Source organism: Micromonospora sp. M42, from assembly GCF_000568915.1.
Lineage (GTDB): Bacteria > Actinomycetota > Actinomycetes > Mycobacteriales > Micromonosporaceae > Micromonospora > Micromonospora chalcea.
Genome location: NZ_KK037233.1, coordinates 4,617,092 through 4,640,314, shown reverse-complemented (window position 1 = coordinate 4,640,314; position 23,223 = coordinate 4,617,092). Strand labels below are relative to the sequence as shown.

At 72.7% G+C, this 23,223-nt stretch carries 21 protein-coding genes, 1 tRNA gene and 1 pseudogene; 12 read left to right on the top strand and 11 right to left on the bottom strand.

Going from position 1 to position 23,223, the window contains the following annotated elements:
• Window positions 1-13 precede the first annotated feature (13 nt).
• Window positions 14-469, bottom strand: coding sequence for a GatB/YqeY domain-containing protein (locus tag MCBG_RS21365; RefSeq protein WP_043327855.1), 456 nt, complete (start codon window positions 467-469; stop codon window positions 14-16).
• 25 nt (window positions 470-494) lie between these two features.
• Here MCBG_RS21365 and MCBG_RS21360 point away from each other — a divergent pair, with 25 nt between their 5' ends.
• The 4 genes from MCBG_RS21360 (at window position 495) to MCBG_RS21345 (ending at window position 3,556) form a co-directional block, all read left to right on the top strand.
• Complete coding sequence (locus tag MCBG_RS21360; protein ID WP_043327854.1) at window positions 495-1,388, top strand: metallophosphoesterase; 894 nt, start codon at window positions 495-497, stop codon at window positions 1,386-1,388.
• 153 nt (window positions 1,389-1,541) lie between these two features.
• Window positions 1,542-1,618 (top strand) — tRNA-Pro (locus MCBG_RS21355).
• 82 nt (window positions 1,619-1,700) lie between these two features.
• On the top strand, window positions 1,701-2,375 hold the full coding sequence (locus tag MCBG_RS21350; RefSeq protein WP_043327853.1) for an HAD family hydrolase: 675 nt from the start codon (window positions 1,701-1,703) through the stop codon (window positions 2,373-2,375).
• A gap of 77 nt (window positions 2,376-2,452) precedes the next feature.
• Window positions 2,453-3,556 carry a calcium:cation antiporter gene (locus MCBG_RS21345; RefSeq protein WP_043330855.1) on the top strand — a complete coding sequence of 368 codons (1,104 nt, stop codon included), beginning with the start codon at window positions 2,453-2,455 and terminating at the stop codon, window positions 3,554-3,556.
• Window positions 3,557-3,630: 74 nt separating this feature from the next.
• Here MCBG_RS21345 and MCBG_RS21340 read toward each other — a convergent pair whose 3' ends face one another.
• Window positions 3,631-4,104, bottom strand: a complete 474-nt coding sequence (locus MCBG_RS21340) for a hypothetical protein (protein WP_223201289.1) — start codon at window positions 4,102-4,104, stop codon at window positions 3,631-3,633.
• 110 nt (window positions 4,105-4,214) lie between these two features.
• On the opposite strand from MCBG_RS21340, the gene MCBG_RS34830 reads away from it, so the two are divergent.
• Complete coding sequence (locus MCBG_RS34830) at window positions 4,215-4,529, top strand: MFS transporter (RefSeq protein WP_255358623.1); 315 nt, start codon at window positions 4,215-4,217, stop codon at window positions 4,527-4,529.
• A complete protein-coding gene (locus tag MCBG_RS21335) occupies window positions 4,529-5,503 on the top strand; it encodes an MFS transporter (RefSeq protein ID WP_255358622.1) in 975 nt (324 codons plus the stop codon). The genes MCBG_RS34830 and MCBG_RS21335 overlap by 1 nt, the downstream gene beginning before the upstream one ends.
• 83 nt (window positions 5,504-5,586) lie before the next feature.
• Here the strand turns inward: MCBG_RS21335 and MCBG_RS21330 are convergent, their stop codons facing one another.
• The 3 genes from MCBG_RS21330 to MCBG_RS21320 form a co-directional block, all read right to left on the bottom strand.
• Window positions 5,587-7,329: a bifunctional metallophosphatase/5'-nucleotidase gene (locus tag MCBG_RS21330; protein ID WP_043327851.1), complete on the bottom strand. Its 1,743-nt coding sequence runs from the start codon at window positions 7,327-7,329 to the stop codon at window positions 5,587-5,589.
• A 315-nt stretch (window positions 7,330-7,644) separates the two neighbouring features.
• The gene (locus tag MCBG_RS21325) at window positions 7,645-8,229 is read right to left on the bottom strand and encodes a hypothetical protein (protein ID WP_223201288.1); all 585 of its coding nucleotides are present in this window, start codon (window positions 8,227-8,229) and stop codon (window positions 7,645-7,647) included.
• Between the two features lie 206 nt (window positions 8,230-8,435).
• On the bottom strand, window positions 8,436-9,215 hold the full coding sequence (locus tag MCBG_RS21320; protein WP_043327850.1) for a phosphodiesterase: 780 nt from the start codon (window positions 9,213-9,215) through the stop codon (window positions 8,436-8,438).
• Window positions 9,216-9,393: 178 nt separating this feature from the next.
• On the opposite strand from MCBG_RS21320, the gene MCBG_RS21315 reads away from it, so the two are divergent.
• On the top strand, window positions 9,394-10,845 hold the full coding sequence (locus MCBG_RS21315) for a sensor domain-containing diguanylate cyclase (RefSeq protein WP_043327849.1): 1,452 nt from the start codon (window positions 9,394-9,396) through the stop codon (window positions 10,843-10,845).
• Between the two features lie 99 nt (window positions 10,846-10,944).
• Here MCBG_RS21315 and MCBG_RS21310 read toward each other — a convergent pair whose 3' ends face one another.
• Both MCBG_RS21310 and MCBG_RS21305 read right to left on the bottom strand, forming a co-directional pair.
• Window positions 10,945-12,003: an aspartate-semialdehyde dehydrogenase gene (locus tag MCBG_RS21310; RefSeq protein WP_043327848.1), complete on the bottom strand. Its 1,059-nt coding sequence runs from the start codon at window positions 12,001-12,003 to the stop codon at window positions 10,945-10,947.
• A 6-nt stretch (window positions 12,004-12,009) separates the two neighbouring features.
• Window positions 12,010-13,274, bottom strand: a pseudogene (locus MCBG_RS21305) (aspartate kinase).
• Between the two features lie 238 nt (window positions 13,275-13,512).
• Between MCBG_RS21305 and MCBG_RS21300 the strand changes: the two are divergent.
• Window positions 13,513-14,277, top strand: coding sequence for a hypothetical protein (locus MCBG_RS21300; RefSeq protein WP_051611336.1), 765 nt, complete (start codon window positions 13,513-13,515; stop codon window positions 14,275-14,277).
• A gap of 10 nt (window positions 14,278-14,287) precedes the next feature.
• Here MCBG_RS21300 and MCBG_RS21295 read toward each other — a convergent pair whose 3' ends face one another.
• Window positions 14,288-15,274: a DUF5937 family protein gene (locus MCBG_RS21295; RefSeq protein WP_043327847.1), complete on the bottom strand. Its 987-nt coding sequence runs from the start codon at window positions 15,272-15,274 to the stop codon at window positions 14,288-14,290.
• 71 nt (window positions 15,275-15,345) lie between these two features.
• Between MCBG_RS21295 and MCBG_RS21290 the strand changes: the two genes are divergently transcribed.
• Window positions 15,346-16,620, top strand: a complete 1,275-nt coding sequence (locus MCBG_RS21290) for an MFS transporter (RefSeq protein ID WP_051611334.1) — start codon at window positions 15,346-15,348, stop codon at window positions 16,618-16,620.
• Between the two features lie 238 nt (window positions 16,621-16,858).
• Window positions 16,859-18,604 carry a 2-isopropylmalate synthase gene (gene leuA, locus MCBG_RS21285; protein WP_043327846.1) on the top strand — a complete coding sequence of 582 codons (1,746 nt, stop codon included), beginning with the start codon at window positions 16,859-16,861 and terminating at the stop codon, window positions 18,602-18,604.
• Between the two features lie 52 nt (window positions 18,605-18,656).
• Here the strand turns inward: leuA and MCBG_RS21280 are convergent, their stop codons facing one another.
• Window positions 18,657-20,081, bottom strand: a complete 1,425-nt coding sequence (locus tag MCBG_RS21280; protein ID WP_043327845.1) for an MFS transporter — start codon at window positions 20,079-20,081, stop codon at window positions 18,657-18,659.
• Between the two features lie 108 nt (window positions 20,082-20,189).
• Here MCBG_RS21280 and MCBG_RS21275 point away from each other — a divergent pair, with 108 nt between their 5' ends.
• Both MCBG_RS21275 and MCBG_RS21270 read left to right on the top strand, forming a co-directional pair.
• Window positions 20,190-20,849, top strand: a complete 660-nt coding sequence (locus tag MCBG_RS21275; RefSeq protein WP_043327844.1) for an HNH endonuclease family protein — start codon at window positions 20,190-20,192, stop codon at window positions 20,847-20,849.
• On the top strand, window positions 20,831-21,292 hold the full coding sequence (locus tag MCBG_RS21270) for a hypothetical protein (RefSeq protein WP_043327843.1): 462 nt from the start codon (window positions 20,831-20,833) through the stop codon (window positions 21,290-21,292). The genes MCBG_RS21275 and MCBG_RS21270 overlap by 19 nt, the downstream gene beginning before the upstream one ends.
• A 54-nt stretch (window positions 21,293-21,346) precedes the next feature.
• Here MCBG_RS21270 and MCBG_RS21265 read toward each other — a convergent pair whose 3' ends face one another.
• Both MCBG_RS21265 and MCBG_RS21260 read right to left on the bottom strand, forming a co-directional pair.
• A complete protein-coding gene (locus tag MCBG_RS21265) occupies window positions 21,347-22,450 on the bottom strand; it encodes an ABC transporter ATP-binding protein (RefSeq protein WP_043327842.1) in 1,104 nt (367 codons plus the stop codon).
• Window positions 22,447-23,223: ABC transporter ATP-binding protein (locus MCBG_RS21260; RefSeq protein WP_043327841.1), on the bottom strand; the 777-nt coding region annotated here is incomplete at its 5' end. The genes MCBG_RS21260 and MCBG_RS21265, both read right to left, overlap by 4 nt.

The following is a 23,223-nucleotide window of genomic DNA, read 5'->3' as shown; positions in this document are numbered from 1 at the left end:
GTCTACGGGACGGTCAGAGGCCCAGCTGGCGGCGTACCTCGGCGGCCACCCGGCCCCCCTCGGCGCGGCCGGCCACCGCGGCCTGGGCAGCCTTCATGGCCGGGCCCATCTGCGCCTTGCCGGTGAAGCCGCCCGCGGCGAGCGCCCCCGAGACCAGCTCGGCCAGTTCCTCGTCGGAGAGCTGCTTGGGCAGGTAGCGCTCCAGCACCTCACCCTCGGCGGTCTCCTTGCCGGCCTGCTCGGCGCGCCCGGCGTCGGCGAACGCCACTGCCGCCTCGCGGCGCTTCTTCGCCTCCTTGGCCAGCACCGCGAGCACCTCGTCGTCGCTGAGCTCGCGCTTTTCCCGGCCGGCCACCTCGGCGTTGCCCACGGCCGCGAGGGCCATGCGAAGCGTGGAGGTGGTCAGCTCGTCGCGCGCCTTCAGGGCGGCGCGCATGTCGGCGGTGAGACGGTCCTTCAGCGTGCTCATGGACGGTGAAACTACCCTGAACGCCATGCGAAAGCGCACACTATTCCGTCTCGCGGCCGGAACCGTCGCCGCCGGGGCGGCCACCCTCGCGTACGCGTCGCTCATCGAGCGCAACATGTTCACCCTGCGCCGGTACGACGTGCCGGTGCTCCCGACCGACGCCGAACCGCTGCGGGTGCTGCACCTCTCGGACCTGCACATGATGCCCGCCCAGCGGCGCAAGCAGGACTGGGTGGCCTCGCTGGCCGCGCTCGACCCGGACCTGGTCGTGGTCACCGGCGACAACATGGCCCACCCGGAGTCGGTGCCGGGCGTGCTGCGCGCGCTGCAACCGCTGCTCGACCTGCCCGGCGCGTTCGTCTTCGGCTCCAACGACTACACCGGCCCGGTCCTGAAGAACCCCTTCACCTACTTCCTGCCCGACCGGGAGTACACCGAGGGCACGCCCCTGCCGTACGAGGAACTACGCGACATCCTCACCGGCGCCGGCTGGGTCGACATGAACAACGCACGCACCTCGCTCAAGGCCGGCGGGCGGGAGATCGAGCTGGTCGGCGTGGACGACCCGCACATCGAACGCGACGACTACGACGCCGTGGCCGGCCCGGTCAGCGGCGACGCGGCGCTGTCGATCGCGCTGTCCCACTCCCCCGAGCCCGCGGTGCTGGACCGGATGGCGGCCGACGGCTTCGGCCTGCTGCTCGCCGGGCACACCCACGGCGGCCAGGTGTGCGTGCCCGGGTACGGCGCGCTGGTGACCAACTGCGGGCTGCCCCGCTCGATGGCGCGCGGACTGCACCGCTGGCCCGGCTCGGACTCGTGGCTGCACGTCTCCGCCGGCCTCGGCACCCACCCCACCGCCCCCATCCGCTTCGCCTGCCCCCCCGAGGCCAGCATCCTCACGCTGATCTCCCGCTGACCCCGCCGCCCGGCGTCCCCGCTTCCCGGCAGATCTTGGTACGCGCCCGCCCCTCCGAGGGCCGGTTCGTACCAAGATCTGCCGCCCGCGCGGGGCGGGGGGGTACCGAGTTTGACCGTGCGGGCGGGTGGGCTACTATTTGTCGGCACGCCTCGGGGTGTGGCGCAGCTTGGTAGCGCGCTTCGTTCGGGACGAAGAGGTCGTCGGTTCGAATCCGGCCACCCCGACCAGAGGTAAGAGGGCACATCCGATCCATCGGATGTGCCCTCTGCGTTTCCCCAGCCGTGATCACCCTCGCAGTAGGATCCCGGCATGCCACGGCCGGTCGTCTTCGACCTCTTCCACACCCTGGTCCACGGCGCCGACGACGAGCGGGACCGGGTGGTCGGCGAGATGGCGCTCCTGGTCGGGGTGGCTCCGGCGGCGCTCGTCGCCGCGTACCACGCGACGTGGCGGGACCGGCTCGTCCGGTGGAGCGCGGAGGAGACCGTCCGCATCCTCGCCGAACGCCTCGGCGGCTCGCCGACGGACGAGCAGGTAAGCCGCGCCGCCGCGCATCGGCGTGCGCTGGCCCGCCGCGTGTTGGGCCGCGTCCCGGTCGGCACCCTGGACGTGCTCGACGCGCTGCGCGAGCGCGGCCACCGGCTGGCCCTGATCAGCAATGCCACTTCCGAGACCGCCGAGGCGTGGGCGGCCGGCCCACTCGCCCGGCGCTTCGACGTCGCGGTCTTCTCCAGCGCGGTCGGGCTGGCCAAGCCGGACCCGGCGATCTACCGCACCGCCGCGCAGCGCCTGGGCGTCGCGCCGGCGGAATGCGTCTACGTGGGCGACGGCGCGGACGGCGAACTGGCCGGCGCGGCGGCGGTCGGCATGACGGTGCTGCGGACCACCGAGCACCAGGACACCGATCCCGGCTGGATCGGACCGGTGATCGCGAACCTCCGTGACCTGCCCACCCATGTGGAGCAAACGGCCTCGACCGAATAGATCGACAGGACTGCCCGAGGCCACCCCGCCACGCGGCGTCGACCCTGCCGCCTGGCAAAGTTATGCGCATGCCGCCGATGATCCGATCCCGCCTGACCGATTGGACCACCGTCGCGCCCCTGGTCGCCGTGCTCGTGCTCGTGATGACCTGGGGACGGGAGCTGCCCGGCCCGCTCATCTTCGTGGTGGCGGCCCTGCTCGCCGCGGCTGTGCTGGCGGCCGTACACCACGCCGAGGTGGTGGCGCACAAGGTCGGTGAGCCGTACGGCTCGCTCGTGCTGGCGGTGGCGGTCACCGTGATCGAAGTCGGTCTGATCGTCACGCTGATGATCAGCGGTGGGGACAAGACGCAGGCGCTGGCGCGGGACACCGTCTTCGCCGCCGTCATGATCACCTGCAACGGCATCCTCGGCCTGTCGCTGCTGCTCGGCGCGCTGCGCCGGCAGGTGGCGGTGTTCAATCCGGAGGGCACCGGAGGGGCGCTGGCGACGGTGGCGACGCTCGCCACGCTCAGCATGGTGGTGCCGACGTTCACCACGAGCCGGCCGGGTCCGGAGTTCTCCCCCGCCCAGCTCGCCTTCGCGGCGGTCGCCTCGCTGGCCCTCTATCTGCTGTTCGTGATGGTGCAGACCGGCCGGCACCGCGACTACTTCCTCCCGGTCACCCAGGAGGGCAGCATCCTCGCCGAGGACAAGACCGGCGACGGCCACGCCGAGCCGCCGTCCACACGTACCGCCCTGGCCAGCCTGGCCCTGCTGGTGGTGGCGTTGGTCGCGGTGGTCGGCGACGCGAAGACGATCTCTCCGGCGATCGAGACCGCGGTCAGCGCGGCGAACCTGCCGCAGGCGTTCGTCGGCGTGGTCATCGCGCTGCTGGTGCTGCTGCCGGAGACGCTCGCCGCCGCCCGGGCGGCCCGGCGGGACCGCGTGCAGATCAGCCTCAACCTCGCGCTCGGCTCGGCCATGGCCAGCATCGGCCTGACCATCCCGGCCATCGCGATCGCCTCGATCTGGCTGGACGGGCCGCTGATGCTGGGCCTGGGCGGCACCCAGATGACGCTGCTGGCGCTGACCGCTGTCACAGCGGTGCTCACCGTGGTGCCGGGTCGGGCCACAGTGCTCCAGGGTGGCGTGCACCTGGTGCTGCTCGCCGCGTTCGTCTTCCTGGCCGCGAGCCCGTAGGCCGACGCGCCAGCCGCGGGCCCGTAAACCGACGCGCCAGCCGCCGGCCGGTGAGCCGCCGGCCAACGGGTCCGTCAGTCGTGCGTCTCCGTGCGCGCCACCTCGGCGAACGCGGCGGTCAGGTACTCGGCGAACGGTCGTCCGGTGACCGCCAGCAGGTCGGCCACGAGCAGCGGCGCGTGCCGGGCGACCGCTGCCGGGCCGGGCGGATTGTCGTCGTCACCGGGGTCGTAGACGCCGAGCGCCCCGGCCAGCAGCACCAGCAGCACGTGCGGGTCGACGTCGGGCCACCAGGCCGCCGCCGACCGGACGCACTGTTCCAGCACCTGGCGTACGTCGTCGCCGTCCAGCCCGTCCGGATGCCCCTCCTCCAGCAGCAGCCGGACCACACCGCCGAGCACCAGCCCGGACCGGTCGGCGGTGGCCAGCCGCTCGACGGCCGGGGCGTACGCCTCGGCGTCGCGGGCCTGCGCGGCGCCCACCGCGTCGGTGGCCGTCTCGGCGATCTCGCGGGCCGGTGCGGGCAGGTGCCGCCAGGTCGTCGTCACCGGGTCAGCATGGCAGAGCACGTGTGTTCGCTCACCTTCCGGCCCAGCGACCGCGTGTGTAAGGGGTAAACGGGTCGCGAGAGTCGTACCCGAAGCACAGAATCCCTGCCATGCTGCGCCGCGCCCTGCCCGCCCGTCCCGAAGCCCGCCGGATCCTGCTCGGCACCCTGTTCTCCGCGGTCGGTCGCGGCCTCACCCTGCCGTTCCTGTTCATCTACCTCACCGACGTACGCGGCCTGACCGACACCCGGGCCGGGCTGGTGATCGGCTGGTTCGGCGCTGTCACGCTGGCGCTCTCGCCGCTGGCCGGCACGTTCATCGACCGCTTCGGCGCGCGCCGGGTCGTGTTGCCCTGCCTGGTGATCGAGGCGATCGGCGTCATCTGCCTCACCTCGTCTACTCGACCGCCTCGGCGTTCGGCGTGATGACGCTCATCGCCGTCGGCAGCTCGGCGATCTGGGCCGGGCAGAACACGATCCTCGCCTCGCTCACCGACGACGGCGAGCGGCAGCGCGTCTTCGGGCTCAACTTCGCGCTGCTCAACCTCGGTATCGGCACGGGCGGCCTGATCTCCGGCGCGGTGGTCGACGTGGCCCGTCCGGTCACGTTCGAGGTGATCTACCTGCTGGACGCGGTGAGCTACCTGACGCCGGCGCTGATCCTGCTGACGCTGCCGCACGTGGGGCGCCGGCCGGTCGCGGCCACGGGGGCGAAGGCCGCCGATCGGAGGACCGGCGGCTACCTCACGGTGCTGCGGGACCGGCCGTTCCGCCGCCTGGTCATCTTCGGCCTGGTGCTCACCACCTGCGGGTACGCGCAGATCGAGGTGGGCTTCGCGGCGTACTCGGTGCGGGTGGTCGAGGTGACGCCGCGCGTGGTGGCGTGGGCGCTCGCCGCGAACACCGTCATGATCGTGCTCTCCCAGCTGCTGGTGATCCGGCGGCTGGAGGGGCGCAGCCGTACCCGTGCCCTGGCCACCGTCGGCGCGGTGTTCGCCGGCGCGTGGCTGGTGCTCGGCGCGGCCGGCGTGGTGGGCAGCGGCAACGCGCTGCTCGCGGCGCTCGGCGTGGTGGCCTGCTCGGCGATCTTCGGGTTCGGCGAGACGATGCTGTCTCCGGTCATGCCCGCGCTCACGAACGCGCTCGCCACCGACGAGCTGCGTGGCCGGTACAACGCGATGAGCTCGATGATCTTCGGGATCAGCGGTGTGGTCGGCCCGGTGACCGCCGGGCCGCTGATCGGCGCGGCGAACGGCCGGGTCTGGGTGGCGGTCGTGGTGGGCGGCTGCCTGGCCGCCTCGCTGCTCGCGCTGTCGCTGCGTCCGCTGCTCACCGCCGCGCAGGACGGCCGCCTGACGGCCGCCGAGACGCCGGAGCCCGAGCCCGCGCGGGCGACCTGACCCGGGACACGTCCCCGGCGGCCTGACACGCGAACGGGCCCCGCAGCATTCGCTCCGGGGCCCGTCGGCGGTGCGGTCGGCGGTCAGCCGGCGGCGACCTCGGTGGTGGTGCGGATCCGGTCCAGCGCCGGCGGGGAGACCGGCGACTTCTCGGTCAGGTACGCGGTGAAGGCGTCCAGGTCGATCTGGCCGGTCACCGCGTTGGTGCCGCCGGTCAGGACGCTGAAGCCGTCACCGCCACCGGCGAGGAAGTTGTTCACGGTGACCCGGTAGGTGGCGGTGTCCGTCACCGGGGTGCCGTTGATGGTGAGGCTGCCCCGGACCACCCGGGTGCCGGCGCACGGCGTGCCGGCCGGCGCGGTGGTGCCGTCGACGTCCACGACGTAGTTGACGGTCGAGGACGCGTAGAGCACGCGCGCCACTGTGAACTGCTGCTCCAGCATGCAGTAGAGCTGCGCGCCGGTCAGGTCGAGCGTCACCAGGTTGTTGGCGAACGGCTGCACGGTGAACGCCTCGGCGTAGGTGACCGGGCCGGCGTCGAGGTCGGCGCGTACGCCACCGGGGTTCATGAACGCGGCGACCGCGTTCTGCTCGGTGTCGGTCGCGGCGAGCTGCGCGTCGGCGATCACGTTGCCCAGCGGCGACTCACCGGTCTGGTACGTCGGCTTGCCGTTGACGTCGACCCCGGTCTGGTACAGGTTCTCCTGGGTCTTGGTGATCGCCGCGGTGGTCTCGCCGACGACCCGGTCGGCCACCGGGCCGAGCGCGGTCTTGTACCGGTTGATCAGGTCGGTCGAGGGCTTGTCCGGCGCCACGTCCCGGGTGACCACCACGTTGTTCGCGGACGCGCTCACCACGTCGCGGGTACGCGGGTCGATCTTCAGGTCGATCTGGGTGACCAGGCGGCCGAACGAGCTGGCGCTGGTGACCAGCTTGCCGTTGATGTTGCAGTTGTACGCGGCGTGGGTGTGCCCGCTGACGATCACGTCGATGGACGGGTCCATCCGGTTGGCGATGTCGACGATCGGGCCGCTGAACCCGGTGCAGTCGTTGATGCCGCCGCCGTTCTGCACGCCGCCCTCGTGCAGCAGCACGACGATGCTCTTGACGCCGAGCAGGCGCAGGATCTTGGCGTACTTGTTGGCGGTGTCGGCCTCGTCGCTGAACCGCAGGCCGGCGACGCCCTGCTGGCTGACGATGTTCGGGGTGCCCTCCAGGGTCATCCCGATGAAGCCGATCGGCACACCCTTGACGATCTTGATGCCGAACGGCTGCATCAGCGGCAGGCCGGTGGAGGTCTTGAACGCGTTCGCCGAGAGGTACTTGAACTTGGCGCCGCCGAACGGGGTGCCGTCGGCGCAGCCGTCCACCGGGTGGCAGCCGCCGCGCTGCATGCGCAGCAGCTCGGCCGCGCCCTCGTCGAACTCGTGGTTGCCGACGCTCGCGAACTCCAGCCCGGCGAGGTTCATCTCCTCGATGGTCGGCTCGTCGTGGAACGCGGCGGACAGCAGCGGCGAGGCGCCGATCAGGTCACCGGCGGCGACAGTGACGGTGCCCTTGCCCTGCTTCTTGGCCTCGGCGCGCATCGACTTCAGGTGGCTGGCCAGGTATTCCGCGCCACCGGCCGGCTGGCCGTCGATGGTGCCGCTGGACCCGCTCGGCGGCTCCAGGTTGCCGTGGAAGTCGTTGATCGCGAGCAGCTGGACGTCGACCGGCTTCGGGCGCGCCTCGGCCTGGTCGGGGGTGACGGCGACAGCGGTGAACGCGGTCGCGGCGAGTGCGGCCAGGCCGACTACGGCCCGGCGTCGCATCCCGGTGACGGACATGGAACTCCTCGTGAGATACCGATGCTGGTGTCCGGACGATGGTTCGCCCGGTGGCCCTGGTCCGTGCCATGACAGGGGTCGATCGTGGAAGGCGGCAATCGGGGAACGCCACCCCCGCTCGGGGGTAGCTTCTCATCCACCGGGCCTCAGGTCGACCGGGGTGGCATTCGGAATCGTCGACGTGGTGGGAGACCCGTACCGGTCCGCCGGACGAGTCGGACATGACGGTCTGGTGAATTTCCGCGCGGCGCTCGCTGTCGATGCCCGCGTCGTGAAGGGCGCCGGCTCCCAGGGACAGGGAGCCGGCGCCGACGCTCATGTCACGCGCAATTCCTTGCGCTGGCAACCGTCCTCGCCGGAATCAGCGCCTGGCGGACACCCATCGCGAGCCGAACGGTCGTTCACGTCTGACGGATCGACATCCGCAACGGACTGTCCGAATTCGACCGAAGCCCCGGAGAGCCGGTTCGAAAGCCGGCTGTGGGTGGCGGCGACGAGCCCGCGCAACGCCCGCCGGTTCCACCGCCCGGCGACTCCCGGACGGCCCGCCAGGTAGCCGACGATCCGCGCGGTGTCCCAGCCGTGCGCCTCCCGCAGACCGCGCGCCAGCATCCCGAGATAGAGCGGAGCGGGCCGGGTCCACGGCACCTCCACCGCGCGGTGCGGCGCGGTGAACGTGAGCATCGGCAGCCCTTCGCGGACGCCGACCCGCAGCAGCGTCTCGTAGCGGCCCGGCCCGAGCCTCGCCCGCCCGGTCTCGACCGCCGCGCGGATACCGGCCAGGTCGGCGCCCGGCGGCCGGTACATCTCCTGCACCGCGATGTCGGCGAACTGCTCGACGGTCACCAGGTAGCCGCGCGCCGCCGCCCGGCCGGGCAGCTGCGGGTCGTAGAACGCCATGCCGCCGGTCCAGGCCCGCGACTCGCCCGCGAAATAGACCCCGCCGGGGATCAGCGCCGGGACGGTCCGGCGCGGTGGCCGGCAGTCCCGGCAGCCGGGGTACGTGCGCAGCCCGCCGGGTGGGCGTCCGCCACGCAGGTACCAGTCGAGCCGGGCGGCGTGCAGGTTCGAGCCGTACGCGACGTACCAGAGCATCGGCGTCGCCGTCAGAACCAGCAGGTGCGCCCGGCGGCGTGGCTGACCTGGACGGTGTGTGTCACGCAGCCGCCGTCGGCGACCAGGTGCAGCAGGAAGGCCGTCGGCTCGGCGACGAACCCCGGCTCCTCCTCGTCGGACATACTCAGGCTCACCTGGATCCACGTGCTCGGCGCGACGGTCAGCACCGTACCGGCGAACGCGCTTGTCACCTGGCGGTGCAGGTGCCCCGCGGCGACGCGTACGACATGGGGGTGCCGGCCGACCACGGCGGCGAGCGCGTCGGCGTCCGCGAGGCCCATCGCGTCCATGCCCGGTACGCCGACCGCGACCGGCGGATGGTGCAGGCACACGACGGCGGGCGCGTCGGTACGCCCGCCGAGCACCCCGTCGAGCCAGGCGAGCTGCTCGTCGCCGAGCCGGCCGCCGGTGCTGCCCGGGGTGAGCGAGTCGAGCACCACGAGCGTCGCGTCCGGCAGGTCGACGTGGTAGTGCGCCGAGAAGCCGCCGGCCAGGTAGGGGGTGCCGCCGAACGTGTCGAGCAGCGACTCGCGGTCGTCGTGGTTGCCGGTGGCCAGGTGCACCGGTAGCGGGAACGCGCCGACGATCTCGCGCAGGGCGAGGTATTCGTCCGGCCGGCCGTTGGCGGTCAGGTCGCCGGTGATCACCACGCAGTCGGGCCGGGGACGCAGCGCGAGCACCGTGCCGAGCGCCCGGTGCAGCCCGGACGCCGGGTCGGCCGCGAGCGGGCCGGTGGTCACGTGCGGGTCGCTGAGCTGGGCGATGAGCATCGGCCGCCTCCTCGGGGTGCCCGGGCCCTCACGCTATCGCCGCGCGCCCTCCCCGCGCAGGCCCGATCCCGCCCACAGGCTGCGTCCACAGCCTGTGGATAGCACATGTGTACGAAGGTCGGTGACGGTCGCGCTGAGTACGCTTGATCGCGACCTACCCCCTCCGAGCAGGAACGACGTGGATCACGAGCGAGTACTCCGCGACGTCACGGTGCGCCTCCCCACGGCGTCCACCGTCCCGGAGGCGTGCCAGTGGACGGTCGCCGCGCTCGCCCGGCACACCCCGGCGACCGCCGCCGTCCTGCTCCGGGTCCACGACCGTCTGCGCTGCGTCGCCGCCACCGGCGCGTGGCAGGTCTTCTCGCACGTCCCGGCGACCGCCGACGCGCCCGCCCGCCACCGACCCGAACCCTCGGTGGTGCGGCGGGTGTACGCCTCCGGGGTGACCGCCGTCGTGCCCGACGTGAGCGCCGACCCCGACTACCTGCCGGTCCGGCCGGACGTCACCGCCGAACTCTGCGTTCCGGTACGTGACCCGGACGGCCGGCCCATCGGCGTGCTCGACCTGCAGTGGTGCGAGCCCGTCCCGCTCGCGGCGTGGCGGGAGACCGCCGAACTGGTGGCCGACCGCCTCGGCGGGCGGATCGCCGCGCTCGGCGGGTCACCGGCCGAGAGCCGCAGCGAGAAGCTGCTCCGGCACGCCGCCGCGTTCACCGCCGCCCCGACCGACTGGGACCTGATGACCGCCGCGCTCGCCGCGGCCCGGGACGTGTCGGCGCTCTCCGCCGCCGTGCTGGTCCTCACCGGGCGGAGCGGCCCACGCCTCGGCGCGCCCACCGACACCCCCGGCGAGTTGGAGGCACGCATCCGCGCCGAGCTGGCCGAGGCCGGCCCGGCCGCGCTGGACCGCATGATCGACCGGGCCCACCGGTACGGCTCGGCGTACACGCTGGGCGAGGCGGGGCACCCGCCCACCGAGGAGTACCTGCCGCTGACCCGGGCGGGCGCGCGCACACTGGTGGCGGTGCCGGTCGGCACGCCGGCTGCCGGCGGCGTGCTGCTGGTCGCCGACGAGCAGCGCCTGCGCCCCGACCCGACCACTGTCAACCTGATCGAACTGCTCGCCGGGCAGGCGTGGACCTGCCTGGACCGGCTGCGTACGCTCGCCCGGCTGCGCGAGCAGGCCAGCTCCGACCCGCTCACCGGGCTACGGCACACCGGCTCGTTCGGGCAGCGGATCGCCACCGCCACGCCGGGGCGTACCGCCCTGCTGGCGATCGACGTGGACGGGTTCAAGGACGTCAACGACACGTACGGCCACCAGGCCGGCGACCGGTTGCTGGTGGGGCTGGCCCGGGCACTGGAGGGCGCGCTGCGCCAGGGCGACGAGCTGTACCGGACCGGCGGGGACGAGTTCGTGGCGGTGATCGAGGTGAGCCGCCCGGAGGAGGCGGTCCGGATCGCGGAGCGGCTCACCGAGGCGGCCCGCCGTACCGGCCGGACGATCAGCGTCGGCATCGCGCTGCCGCGGCCCGGCGAGTCCCCCGAACGCACCCTGCACCGAGCCGACCAGGCCCTCTACGCGGTCAAGCGCCACGGCCGAGACGGAGTCCACCTCTCCGCCGCCTGACCCACCTTCTCCCCCGCGATCCCGCGATCTTGCACTTGCGGCCCGAAGCACGGGGCATTTACCCCTTATGCCAAGGCGCGAAGTGCAAGATCGACGGGGCTAGGCGGTGAGTTCCCTGGCGAGGAGTTCGGCGATCTGGGCCGTGTTCAGGGCGGCGCCCTTGCGGAGGTTGTCGCCGGTCACGAAGAGGTCGAGGGCTCTCGGGTCGTCCACCGCGCGGCGGATGCGGCCCACCCAGGACGGGTCGGTGCCGACCGCGTCGATCGGCATCGGGAACTCCCCGGACGCCGGGTCGTCGACCAGGATCACGCCCGGCGCGTTGCGCAGCACCTCGCGGGCTTCCTCGGCGTCCACCTCGGTGGCGAAGACCGCGTGCACGGCGACCGAGTGACCGGTCACCACCGGCACCCGTACGCAGGTGGCGGAGACCTTGAGATCGGGCAGCCCGAGGATCTTGCGGGACTCGTTGCGGAGCTTCAACTCCTCCGACGACCAGCCGTCGTCTGCGAGCGAGCCCGCCCACGGTACGACGTTGAGCGCCAGCGGCGCCGGGAACGGACCCAGCTCGTCGCCGACGGCCTGGCGCACGTCACCGGCGCGGGAGCCGAGCGCCCGGTCCCCGGCGATCTTGCCGAGCTGCAGGTGCAGCGCGTCCACGCCGGCCTGCCCGGCCCCGGACACCGCCTGGTACGACGCGAGCACCAGCTCGCGCAGGCCGTACGCGCGGTGCAGCGGGGCGATCGCCACGATCATGGCCAGCGTGGTGCAGTTGGCGTTGGCGATGATGCCCCGGGGTCGGTTGCGTACCTGGTCGGGGTTGATCTCGGGGACGACGAGCGGCACGTCGCGGTCCATCCGGAACGCGCCGGAGTTGTCGACCACCACCGCGCCGCGCGCGACGGCGACCGGGGCCCACTGCGCCGACACGTCGTCCGGCACGTCGAACATGGCCACGTCGACGCCGTCGAGAGCGTCCGCGGTGAGGGCCTGGACGGTCAGCTCCTCGCCCCGGCACTGCACGCGCCGGCCGGCCGACCGCTCGGAGGCGAGCAGCCGGATCTCGCCCCACACGTTGCGCCGGGAGGAGAGGATCTGGCACATCACCGTACCGACGGCACCTGTCGCCCCGACCACGGCGAGGGTGGGCAGCGACGCCACGGCGCGTTACCGCCCGGTGCCGGCGTAGACGACGGCTTCGGTGTCACCACCCAGCTCGAAGGCGTCGTGGATGGCGCGGACCGCCTTGTCCAGGTCGGTGTCGCGGCAGACCACGGAGACCCGGATCTCCGAGGTGGAGATCATCTCGATGTTGACGCCGGCCGCGCCGAGGGCGGCGAAGAAGCCGGCGGCCACGCCCGGGTGCGAGCGCATGCCGGCGCCGATCAGGCTGACCTTGCCGACGTGGTCGTCGTAGAGCAGGCCCTTGAACTTGACCGTCTCCTGGATCTTGCTGAGCGCGGTCATCGCGGTCGGGCCGTCCGCCTTGGGCAGCGTGAACGAGATGTCGGTGCGGCCGGTGCCCTCGGTGGACACGTTCTGCACGATCATGTCGATGTTGATCTCCGCGCCGGCGACCGTGTCGAAGATGCGCGCGGCGGCGCCCGGCTCGTCGGGCACGCCGACGATCGTGATCTTCGCTTCGCTGCGGTCGTGGGCGACCCCGGTGATCAGTGCCTGTTCCACAGGAAGGTCCTCCATCGATCCGGTGACCATCGTGCCGGTGTTGGTCGAGTATGACGAACGGACGTGGATCGGCAAGCCCGCGCGCCGCGCGTACTCGACGCTGCGCAGATGCAGCACCTTCGCGCCGCAGGCGGCCAGCTCCAGCATCTCCTCGTAGGTGATCCGGGTGATGTGCCGGGCGTTCGGCACGATCCGCGGGTCAGCGGTGAAGATGCCGTCCACATCGGTGTAGATCTCGCAGACGTCCGCCTCCAGCGCGGCGGCGAGCGCCACTGCGGTGGTGTCCGAGCCGCCCCGCCCGAGTGTGGTGACGTCCTTGGTGTCCTGCGAGACGCCCTGGAAGCCGGCGACGATGACCACCGCGCCCTCGTCCAGCGCGCCCTTGAGCCGCCCCGGGGTCACGTCGATGATCCGGGCCCGGCCGTGCACCGATGTGGTGATCACGCCCGCCTGGGAACCGGTGAACGAGCGGGCCTCGTACCCCAGGTTGTGGATGGCCATGGCGAGCAGCGCCATGGAGATCCGCTCCCCGGCGGTGAGCAGCATGTCCAGCTCGCGGCCGGGCGGCAGCGGGCTGACCTGGTTGGCGAGGTCGAGCAGCTCGTCGGTGGTGTCGCCCATGGCGGACACCACCACGACCACGTCGTCGCCGGCCGGATCGCGTACACGTTCGGCTTGGCCACCCGCTTGATCCGCTCGGCGTTGGCGACGGAGGACCCGCCGTACTTCTGCACCACGAGTGCCACGACGGTGCACTCCCTCCCAGCGACGACCCTGAGCGTGCCGACGCCGCCGGGTCTCTCGGTCCGGCGGCGCGTGTCAGACCGCCTCAGCCTATCGGGCGGCCCGCGACGCCGGGTCGGGTGATCCCACCATCCGGCCCCGGCGTGGGGCGGCTCACCAGCCCCGGAGTACGCGACACGCCAAGCGGTACAGCCGTACGGTGGGCTGTCCGCGGCCGCCCGGACGACGCAGAATGAGCCGGTGCACGCTCATCGACGCGCGGCCCGCCGGGCGACCGGCGCGCTCGCGCTCATCCTGCCGACGCTGCTGGCCGCCTGTGTGAACGACCGGCCCGAAACGGCGCCCACCGGCTCCGCCGACCCGGTGCCGGTGCAGGTGGACGCCGCCCGCGACGAGCTGGCCGGGCTGGCCGCCGCCGCGCAGGACCGGCACCACACCGCCGCGTACTCCTTCACCCCGGCCGAAGGCGCTCCCCGCACGGTGGCGGTGACCAGCGCCAACGACGGCAGCTGGCGGGTCGACGTGCCCGGCTGGGGGCGGGACGGGACGGTGGACGTCTCGCTCGCCGCCACCTCCGACGGGCTGTTCCAGTGCGCGCTGCCCTCGGCCGGCTGGACGCAGGCGGCCAGCTGTGTCCGGCTCGGCGACGCCGACGACGCGGTGCCCCGCCGGCTGGACCCCCGGGTGCAGCACCCGTTCACCGACTGGCTGGAGGTGCTGACCGACAGGCGCGCGCCGCTCGCTGTCTCCCCCGCCGCGCCGCTGCCCGGCGTCACCGGCCGGTGCTACTCGGTCGACACGACCTCCGCCTCGCTGAACGCGCCGTTGGACGTGGGCATCTACTGCTTCCGGGAGGACGGCACACCGGCGGCGGTCCGGGCCGGCTTCGGCACGCTGACGCTGACCGGCGAGCCCGGCGCCGCGCCGGGCACCGTCGAACTGGCCGGCGCGGTGACCGACGGCGAGCCGGTGAGCCGGGACGCCCCGAGCCCGGGAGCGCCATGACGCGTTCCGCTCAGCCGCCACGCGCGGCGCGGAGCAACGCGGCACCGACCTCGGTGTTGCGGTAGAGCACGTGCCGCCCGGCGCGGGACCGGGTGACGAGACCGGCGGCGTGCAGCGCGGAGAGGTGCTGGGACACGTTCCCGGCGGACAGCCCGGTGAGCCGGGCGAGGTCCGTGGTGGTCGTCGCCGCGTCGAGCAGGTTCAGCAGGGCGGCCCGACCGCCGCCGACCACCCGGGCGAGCGCGTCGCCGGCCGGTTCAGGTCCGCGTTCCCACAGCGTCCCGACCGCCCGAACCGGGTACGCCGCGGCCGGCAACGAGTCCTCCAGCAGGTTCCACAGCACCCGCTGGCGGCTGAACACGCTCGGGTTCAACGCCAGCCCTCGCCCCCGCAGGTCGAAGTCCCGCTCGAACGGGTCGTCGCTGACCACCCGGTCGCCGAGCCACCGCAGGCCGGGGTGGAGCCGCTCGAACAGATTCCCCGTCCCGCCCTCGGCGAGCTGGGCCGCCCGGTACGCGACGTCGGCGTGGAGCACCGCTCGCATCCGCGGCCAGTCCGGGGCGATCGCCTCGTCGTACCAGACCCGCATCGCCTCGACGAGCGGCGGCAACAGCTCGGTCGGGTCGGCGAGCAACGCCCGCCCGAACGGGCGTAGTGGTCCGCTCGGCGTGGTCGCCAGCAGGTCCCGGACCACCACGTCGGGCGGCGTCGCGGCGATCTGGTCGAGCTGGCCGTCCATCTCCACCCCGGGGCGGGCCGCCGGGGTGAGGAAGTCGGGCAGCCAGCGGCGCGGCAGGGTGAGGTGCACCAGCGGAGCGACCCGCTCGGCCACCTCCGGGCGGCGCAGCGTCGCCCGGGCCCGGTCGATCCACTGCAGGTGCACCGGATAGCGGGCCGGATCGGCGAGCGCCCACAGGCTCATGACCGTCTCGTTGGCCGGCGACACACCGAATCGCACGCCCGCGACGTCGGCCAGCGTGAACCGCAACTCGGACATGCGCACCCCCCGATTCGCCTCAGCCTAAAAGGCTCGACCGGCGCGTGGGGGGCACGATCTGCTCATCGGTCATGGGGGCCAGAGAGAGCATCCGCACCGCCGTCCGCGACGTCGTACCACCGGCCGGGCTGACCCGCGCCCTGGCCGTGCAGGCGATGGTCTACGCCGTCGGCACCGGACTGTTCCAGGCGGGCAGCGCCGTGTTCTTCACCCGGGCGCTCGGGCTGAGTCCGGCCCAGGTGGGTCTCGGCCTCTCCCTCGCCGCCGGCGCGTCACTGCTCGGCACCGTGCCGCTGGGCGGGCTCACCGACCGGTACGGGCCGCAGCGGGTGTGGATCGTCTGCCTGTTGCTGGACGCGGCGCTGTTCGCGGCGTACCCGTTCGTCGGCGGCTTCGCCGGGTTCCTCGCGGTGGTGATCGCGCTGGCCGTGACGGGCGCGGCGACCGGCGTGGCCCGCCAGGTCTACTCGATCAACGTGCTGCGCCCGGAGGAACGGGTCACCGCCATGGCCTACCAGCGCTCCTCGCTGAACGTCGGCTTCGGGATCGGCGCGCTGATCAGCGGCCTGGTGCTGGCCGTCGACACGATCTGGGCGTACCGCGGGATGGTCTGGTTCATCGCCGTGGTCTTCCTGGTGACCGCCGGTTTCGTCCGCCGGCTGCCGCGACTGCCGGAGGTGACCCGCACGGCCGAGCCGATGAGCCGGCTGGCGGTGCTGCGGGACCGGCCGTTCATGACCGTCGCGCTGCTCTCCGGGCTGCTCACCGCGCACCAGACGCTCTACCTGACGGTGATGCCGCTGTGGATCCTCACCCACACCGACGCGCCGAAGACGATCATCGCCGGGCTGGTGCTGCTCAACACCGTGCTGATCGTGCTGTTCCAGGTACGCGCCAGCCGGGGCGCGGACGACGCGCCGGGCGCGGCCCGTGCGTCCCGTCGGGGCGCGGTTTTGATCGCCCTGTTCTGCCTGGTCCTGCCGATTTCCGGCGCGACCCGGGGAGCGCTCACCGTGGTCGCGCTGGTGGCCGCCGCGACACTGCTCATCCTGGCGGAGCTGATCGAGTCGGCGGGCGCCTGGGGACTCACCGCCACGCTGCCACCCGCCGCCCAGCGCGGCGCGTACGTCGGCGCGTTCGGGCTCGGCTCCCAGTTGCAGTTCCTGATCGCTCCGGCCGGGCTGACCGCGCTCGGCGTGAGCACCGGCGGCTGGGGCTGGTACCCGGCCTCGGCGATCTTCATCCTCGTCGGACTGGCGATCGTGCCCGCGGTGACCCGGGCGGAACGGACACCTCGGCTACCGGACGTGGCGAAGCCCTCCGGCTCCGTGACTCTGGTCCCATAGTCCGGACCAGCCTTCCCACCGCACGTCCCACCACGTAGGGTGACCTTGTCATGTGGCGCGCGTACCTTCTCCTTGGCTGCCGCGACGAGGCCTGACCGGCCGGCACCTCGTCGCGGAGTCGCTACGCGCCGTCCAGCACATCCGATCTTCTTCTCGGCACCGCCGCGCACCGTCGCCCGGCATTCCGCCGACACCTTTCCGATCTGCTGACGCCACATGTTCCAGGGAGCACTCCGAGATGGCTCAACCTGTCACCGCCACCGATCCGTTCGCCAGCCAGCGCCCCAGCCGGATGCCGGTCCACCGCTACGTCCCGTACGACCGTGAGTTCGGCGTCGACCTGCCGGACCGCTCCTGGCCCACCCGCCGCGTCGAGGCCGCGCCCCGCTGGTGCGCAGTCGACCTCCGCGACGGCAACCAGGCGCTGATCGACCCGATGTCGCCCGAGCGCAAGCGGCGGATGTTCCAGCTGCTGGTGCAGATGGGCTACAAGGAGATCGAGGTCGGCTTCCCGTCGGCGAGCCAGACCGACTACGACTTCGTACGGCAGCTGATCGAGCAGGACCTGATCCCGGAGGACGTCACCATCCAGGTGCTGACCCAGTGCCGGGAGCACCTGATCGAGCGGACCTTCGAGTCGCTGCGCGGCGCCCGCCGGGCCATCGTGCACTTCTACAACTCCACCTCGACGCTGCAGCGCCGGGTGGTCTTCGGCCTGGACCGCGACGGCATCACCGACATCGCCACCCAGGGCGCGCGGCTGTGCCAGAAGTACGCGGAGATCCACACCCCGGACACCGACATCCACTACGAGTACTCGCCGGAGTCGTACACGGGCACCGAGCTGGAGTACGCGCTGGAGGTCTGCTCGGCGGTGATCGACGTGATCGACCCGACGCCGGACCGGAAGCTGATCATCAACCTGCCGGCCACGGTCGAGATGGCGATGCCGAACGTCTACGCCGACTCGATCGAGTGGATGCACCGGCGTCTGCCCCGGCGGGACAGCCTGGTGCTGAGCCTGCACCCGCACAACGACCGGGGCACCGGCGTGGCCGCCGCCGAGCTGGGCCTGCTGGCCGGCGCGGACCGGATCGAGGGCTGCCTGTTCGGCAACGGTGAGCGCACCGGCAACGTCGACCTGGTGACGCTGGGCCTGAACATGTTCTCCCAGGGCATCGACCCGATGATCGACTTCTCGAACATCGACGAGATCAAGCGCGCCGTCGAGTACTGCAACCAGCTGCCGGTGCACGAGCGCCACCCGTACGCGGGCGACCTGGTCTACACCGCGTTCTCCGGCTCCCACCAGGACGCGATCAACAAGGGCTTCGCCGCGCTGAACGCCGACGCGGCGGCGGCCGGGGTGCCGGTGGACGACTTCACCTGGGCGGTGCCCTACCTGCCGATCGACCCGAAGGACCTGGGCCGCACCTACGAGGCGGTCATCCGGGTCAACTCGCAGTCCGGCAAGGGCGGCGTCGCGTACATCATGAAGACCGAGCACCAGCTCGACCTGCCGCGCCGCCTCCAGATCGAGTTCTCCGGCGTGGTGCAGCAGGTCACCGACCACGACGGCGGCGAGGTCGAGCCGGGCTCGATGTGGGATATCTTCGCCCGCAACTACCTGGTCGACCACCAGGTCGACCCGGCCGTGAAGCTGGCCGAGTACACCATCGGCACCGTCGACGGCAAGGTCGAGATCGACGCCCGCGTCGGCTTCGGCGGGGAGACCCGCGCGCTGACCTCCGTCGGCAACGGCCCGATCGACGCGTACGTCAACGCGCTGCAGTCCCTGGGCGTGGCGGTACGGGTGCTCGACTACCACGAGCACGCGCTGTCCTCCGGTGGGGACGCGCAGGCCGCCGCGTACGTGGAGTGCGAGGTGGACGGCCGTACGGTGTGGGGCGTCGGGGTGGACGCGAACATCGTCACCGCCTCGATCAAGGCGGTCACGAGCGCGGTGAACCGCACCCGCGCCTGAGGTGTAAGGAAGGGCCCCTTCTTAACGCATTCTGCATAGGAGGGGGCCCTTCTTAACGCTTCCGCCCGGGGCGGTGGATCAGCACGGCGGCTAGCACCGCGCCGGCGAGCAGCAGCCCCGCGCACCACGCCAACGCCCCCCGGTACGCGACTGCGAGCGCGCCCTTCTGCTCGTACCCGGTGCCCGACAGCCCGACCAGCAGCGGCAGCGCGGCCACCGCGAGCAGGCCGCCGGCCCGGGACGCGGCGTTGTTGAAGCCGCTCGCCACCCCGGCGAACCGGTCCGAGACCGCGCCGAGCACCGACGTGGTCAGCGGCGCGACCACGAGCGTGAGCCCGGCGCCGAACAGCGCCACGCCCGGCAGCACGTCCACCCAGTACGACGCGCCCGGACCGACCCGGCGCAGCAGCAGCAGACCCACGGCGGCGATCACCGGTCCGACGGTCAGCGGCAGGCGGGGGCCGATGCGGGCCGACAGCGCGCCGGCGCGCGGTGAGCCGACCAGCAGCAGCACCGTCATCGGCACTGTGGCCAGGCCGGTGAGCAGCGCCGACCAGCCGACCACGTTCTGCAGGTAGACGGCGAGGAAGAAGGTGAACCCGCCGAGCGCGGCGTAAACCACGACGGTGAAGACGTTCAGCACGGAGAACAGCCGGCTGGAGAACAGCCCGGTGGGCAGCATCGCGGTGTCGCCGCGCCACCGCTCGACCAGCACGAAGACCACCACGGCGACCACCCCGAGCACTGCTGCGACCAGCACCGCCGGGGAGGTGCCCTGCGCCGGGGCGTCGATCAGCGCGTACGTGACTCCGCCGAGCGCGAGCGCGCCGAGCAGCGCACCGGCCACGTCGAACCGCCGCCCCTCCCCGGTACGCGAGACCTCCTCGTCGCAGCTCTCCGGCACCCAGCGCAGCGCGGCGAGCACCACGCCGACGGCCAGCGGCAGGTTGACGAAGAAGATCCACCGCCAGGAGAGCGTGTCGATGAGCCAGCCGCCGAGCAGCGGGCCGAGCGCTGTGGACACCCCGGACAGTCCGGACCAGGTGCCGATGGCCCGGCCCCTGTCGTCCGGGTGGAAGCTGGCCTGGAGCACCGACAGCGATCCGGGGGTGAGCAGCGCCCCGCCTGCCCCCTGGAGGAACCGGGCGGCGACGAGCCAGCCGGTGTCCTGGGCCAGCCCGCAGAGCACCGACGCCACCGCGAACCAGACCACGCCGAGCAGGAAGACGCGCCGCCGCCCGAACCGGTCCCCGAGCGCGCCGCCGAGCAGCACGAACGCGGCCAGCATGAGCAGGTAGCCGTTCACTGTCCACTGGAGACCGGCGACGTTGGCGTCCAGTTCGGCGCCGAGGCGCGGCAGCGCGACGTTGACGACAGTGCTGTCGAGGAACACCATGCCGGAGGCGAGGATCGCGGCGAGCAGCGTGCCGCGTCCGGCGGCGGAGCCGGTACGCAGCGCGGGAGCGGGTGCGGTCACGTCTCACCACTCTGCCCGCCGCCCATCCTCGACGCCACGAATCGCGGAAACCGCCGCCGGGTACTGTGCGGACTCGCCCGGAGCACGCAAGCTGGAGAGGTGTCGTCTGTGCGTACGAGATCAGGAGCCCGAGCCGGGCTGGCCGCCGCGCTGAGCGCGGTGCTCGCCCTCGGCGTGGCCGGCTGCGAGGTGTCGGTCACCGAGCCGGAGGCGCCGCCGAGCGCCGCCGGGAACGTCAACAAGCAGCTCGGTGAGCTGACAGTGGCCACCGCCGGGTCGATGAAGGGCTACAGCCGTTCCCGCTTCCCGCACTGGCGCGGCACCGGCAAGAACTGCGACGTACGCGACAGTGTGCTGCAACGCGACGGCGAGGGCATCAAGCTGTCCGGCTGCAACGTGGTGGGTGGCCGGTGGGAGAGCGTCTACGACGGTGTGGTGCTGACCGACCCGTCGGGCGTGGACATCGACCACACGGTGCCGCTGGCCGCCGCGTGGCGGTCGGGCGCGGACGAGTGGGACGACTCGAAGCGCGGCGACTTCGCCAACGACCTGACCCGGCCGCAGCTCATCGCGGTTTCGGCGCGGTCCAACCGGGCAAAGGGTGACCAGGATCCGTCCCAGTGGAAGCCGCCGAACCGGTCCTCCTGGTGTCAGTACGCGGCGGACTGGGTGACGGTCAAGCACTACTGGCGGCTGACTGTGACAAGTGCCGAGAAGGCCGCTCTCACCGACATGCTGGAGGGCTGCACATGGGCGAGCAAACCGTGACCGGGCCGGACGCGACACCGACACCGACACCGGCGCCAGAGTCGGCTGCGGCACCCGCCCCGGAGACGGCGGCCGGTCCGGCTTCGGCCGGGATGACGGCGGACGGCCGGCAGCCGGAGCCCGCGGACGTCGCCGGGGCGGGCATGACCGCCGACGCGGTGCCGGGGGCGCCGGCCGGGGGCGCGCCGGCCGGACCGGCGGACCGGACCACCGACATCGTCCCCGGTCCGGGCGGGGTCATGACCGACGAGGTGGGCGTGGTGACCGGCGAGCTGACGCTGCGCACCGAGCACGCCGACGGCCGGGTGACGCTGCGGGTGCAGTACAAGGACGCCGACGAGTGGTACGCGGTCACCGGCGGTTCCGCGCCGCTGGCCGACCCGGCCGCGCTGGACGCGGTGCACACGATCGCGGTGGGCCTGCTCAACCGCCCCGAGGGCTGACCGACAGACAAGGCGCGTCCCCACCCGGCCCGGGTGGGGACGCGCCTTTTCGGGTCAGACGTACGAGCCGGGCTCGCTGGGCGCGGAGACCACGCCCGGCTCCTCGCCCTCGCCCTCCGGCCGGGTGATCTTCGCGGTCACCTCGTGCGGGCGCAGCTCACCGGCGGCGATCTGCTCGGCCCAGTGGCAGGCCACCCGGCTGGCGCCGATCTGGCGCAGCTCCGGCCGCTCGTCGGCGCAGCGGGTCGGCTGGGCCCAGGGGCAGCGGGTGTGGAACCGGCAGCCCGACGGCGGGTTGGCCGGCGACGGCAGGTCCCCGGCGAGCAGGATGCGCTCGCGCCGGTCCTCCACGTCCGGGTCCGGCACCGGGACCGCCGACATCAGCGCCCGGGTGTACGGGTGCAGCGGCTCGGTGTAGAGCCGGTCGCTCGGGGCCTCCTCGACCAGCGCGCCCAGGTACATCACGCCGACGATGTCGGAGATGTGCCGCACCACCGCCAGGTCGTGCGCGATGACCAGGTAGGTCAGGCCGAGGCTGTCCTGGAGTTCGTCCAGCAGGTTCACCACCTGCGCCTGGATCGACACGTCGAGCGCGGAGACCGGCTCGTCGGCGACGATCAGCTCCGGGCCGAGGACGAGCGCGCGGGCGATGCCGATGCGCTGGCGCTGGCCGCCGGAGAACTCGTGCGGGTAGCGGGACAGCGCCCACTTCGGCAGTCCCACCGCGTCCAGCGTCTCGCCGATGATTCGCCGCCGGTCGTCGCGGTCGGTGCCGATGCCGTGGGTCTGGAGGCCCTCGGTGAGGATCGACTCGACGTTCTGCCGGGGGTCCAGGCTGGACATCGGGTCCTGGAAGATCATCTGCATCCGGCGGCGCATCGTCCGCAGCTTTCCGGCCGGAAGCGTGGTCAGCTCGACGCCGTCGAACTTCACCTCACCAGCGGTCGGCGGGGTGAGTTGCAGCAGCGCCCGGCCGAGCGTGGACTTGCCGCAGCCCGACTCGCCCACCAGCCCGTACGTCTTGCCGCGCGGGATGCTCAGGTCGACCCCGTCGACGGCCTTGACGTGCCCGACGGTCCGGTCGAAGATCACGCCCCGCCGGATCGGGAAGTGCACCTTCAGGTCGCGGACCTCGACGAGGATGTCGTTGTCGCTCATGTGGTCTCCTCCTCGCGCGGAGCCGGTCCGAAACCGGGCGCCGCGGGCGGGTCGGCCGGCTCGGCCTGGGCCGGCACCGTACCCGGCTCGGCGGTCGTCGGCGCGGTAGCCCGGACGTCCGCCTCCGGGGTCAGGCCGGGGATCGGCACCGGGTTGACGCAGCGGTAGCTGCGCGCGTCGTGGGTGAGCACCATCTCCGGCGGCTCGCCCACGCACTCGTCGACGCGGCGGGCGCAGCGCGGGGCGAACGCGCAGCCGTCCGGCCAGGGCAGCACGTCGCGCACCGAGCCGGGGATGGGGTTGAGCCGTTCGCCGCGGCCGGCGTCCAGGCGGGGCACCGAACCGAGCAACCCCTCGGTGTACGGGTGCCGGGGCTGGCGGAACAGCGGACGGCGGGTGGCCGTCTCCACCACCCGGCCGGCGTAGAGCACGTTGATGGTGTCGCACATGCCGGCGACCACCCCGAGGTCGTGGGTGATCATCACCAGCGCGGTGCCGGAGTCGCGGACCAGGTCCTTCAGCAGTTCCAGGATCTGCGCCTGGATGGTGACGTCCAGCGCGGTGGTCGGCTCGTCGGCGATCAGCAGCCGGGGCTGGCAGGCGACCGCCATGGCGATCAGCGCCCGCTGCCGCATGCCGCCGGAGAGCTGGTGCGGGTACTCCTTGAGCCGGCGACGCGGGTCCGGGATGCCCACCCGGTCGAGCAGGGCGGCGGCCTCCTTGGCGGCCGCCTCACCCTTCATCCCCCGGTGGCGGGTCAGCACCTCGGTCAC

What these genes read in the sequence shown, in the direction of transcription:
- MCBG_RS34830 (WP_255358623.1), top strand. Translation starts at nt 4,215, where the DNA reads ATGCTGCGCCGCGCCCTGCCCGCCCGTCCCGAAGCCCGCCGGATCCTG.
- MCBG_RS21290 (WP_051611334.1), top strand. Translation starts at nt 15,346, where the DNA reads ATGGGGGCCAGAGAGAGCATCCGCACCGCCGTCCGCGACGTCGTACCA.
- leuA (WP_043327846.1), top strand. Translation starts at nt 16,859, where the DNA reads ATGGCTCAACCTGTCACCGCCACCGATCCGTTCGCCAGCCAGCGCCCC.
- MCBG_RS21295 (WP_043327847.1), bottom strand. Translation starts at nt 15,274, where the DNA reads ATGTCCGAGTTGCGGTTCACGCTGGCCGACGTCGCGGGCGTGCGATTC.
- MCBG_RS21265 (WP_043327842.1), bottom strand. Translation starts at nt 22,450, where the DNA reads ATGAGCGACAACGACATCCTCGTCGAGGTCCGCGACCTGAAGGTGCAC.
- MCBG_RS21360 (WP_043327854.1), top strand. Translation starts at nt 495, where the DNA reads ATGCGAAAGCGCACACTATTCCGTCTCGCGGCCGGAACCGTCGCCGCC.
- MCBG_RS21345 (WP_043330855.1), top strand. Translation starts at nt 2,453, where the DNA reads ATGATCCGATCCCGCCTGACCGATTGGACCACCGTCGCGCCCCTGGTC.
- MCBG_RS21320 (WP_043327850.1), bottom strand. Translation starts at nt 9,215, where the DNA reads ATGCTCATCGCCCAGCTCAGCGACCCGCACGTGACCACCGGCCCGCTC.
- MCBG_RS21330 (WP_043327851.1), bottom strand. Translation starts at nt 7,329, where the DNA reads ATGTCCGTCACCGGGATGCGACGCCGGGCCGTAGTCGGCCTGGCCGCA.
- MCBG_RS21350 (WP_043327853.1), top strand. Translation starts at nt 1,701, where the DNA reads ATGCCACGGCCGGTCGTCTTCGACCTCTTCCACACCCTGGTCCACGGC.
- MCBG_RS21270 (WP_043327843.1), top strand. Translation starts at nt 20,831, where the DNA reads ATGGGCGAGCAAACCGTGACCGGGCCGGACGCGACACCGACACCGACA.
- MCBG_RS21365 (WP_043327855.1), bottom strand. Translation starts at nt 469, where the DNA reads ATGAGCACGCTGAAGGACCGTCTCACCGCCGACATGCGCGCCGCCCTG.
- MCBG_RS21335 (WP_255358622.1), top strand. Translation starts at nt 4,529, where the DNA reads ATGACGCTCATCGCCGTCGGCAGCTCGGCGATCTGGGCCGGGCAGAAC.
- MCBG_RS21325 (WP_223201288.1), bottom strand. Translation starts at nt 8,229, where the DNA reads ATGGCGTTCTACGACCCGCAGCTGCCCGGCCGGGCGGCGGCGCGCGGC.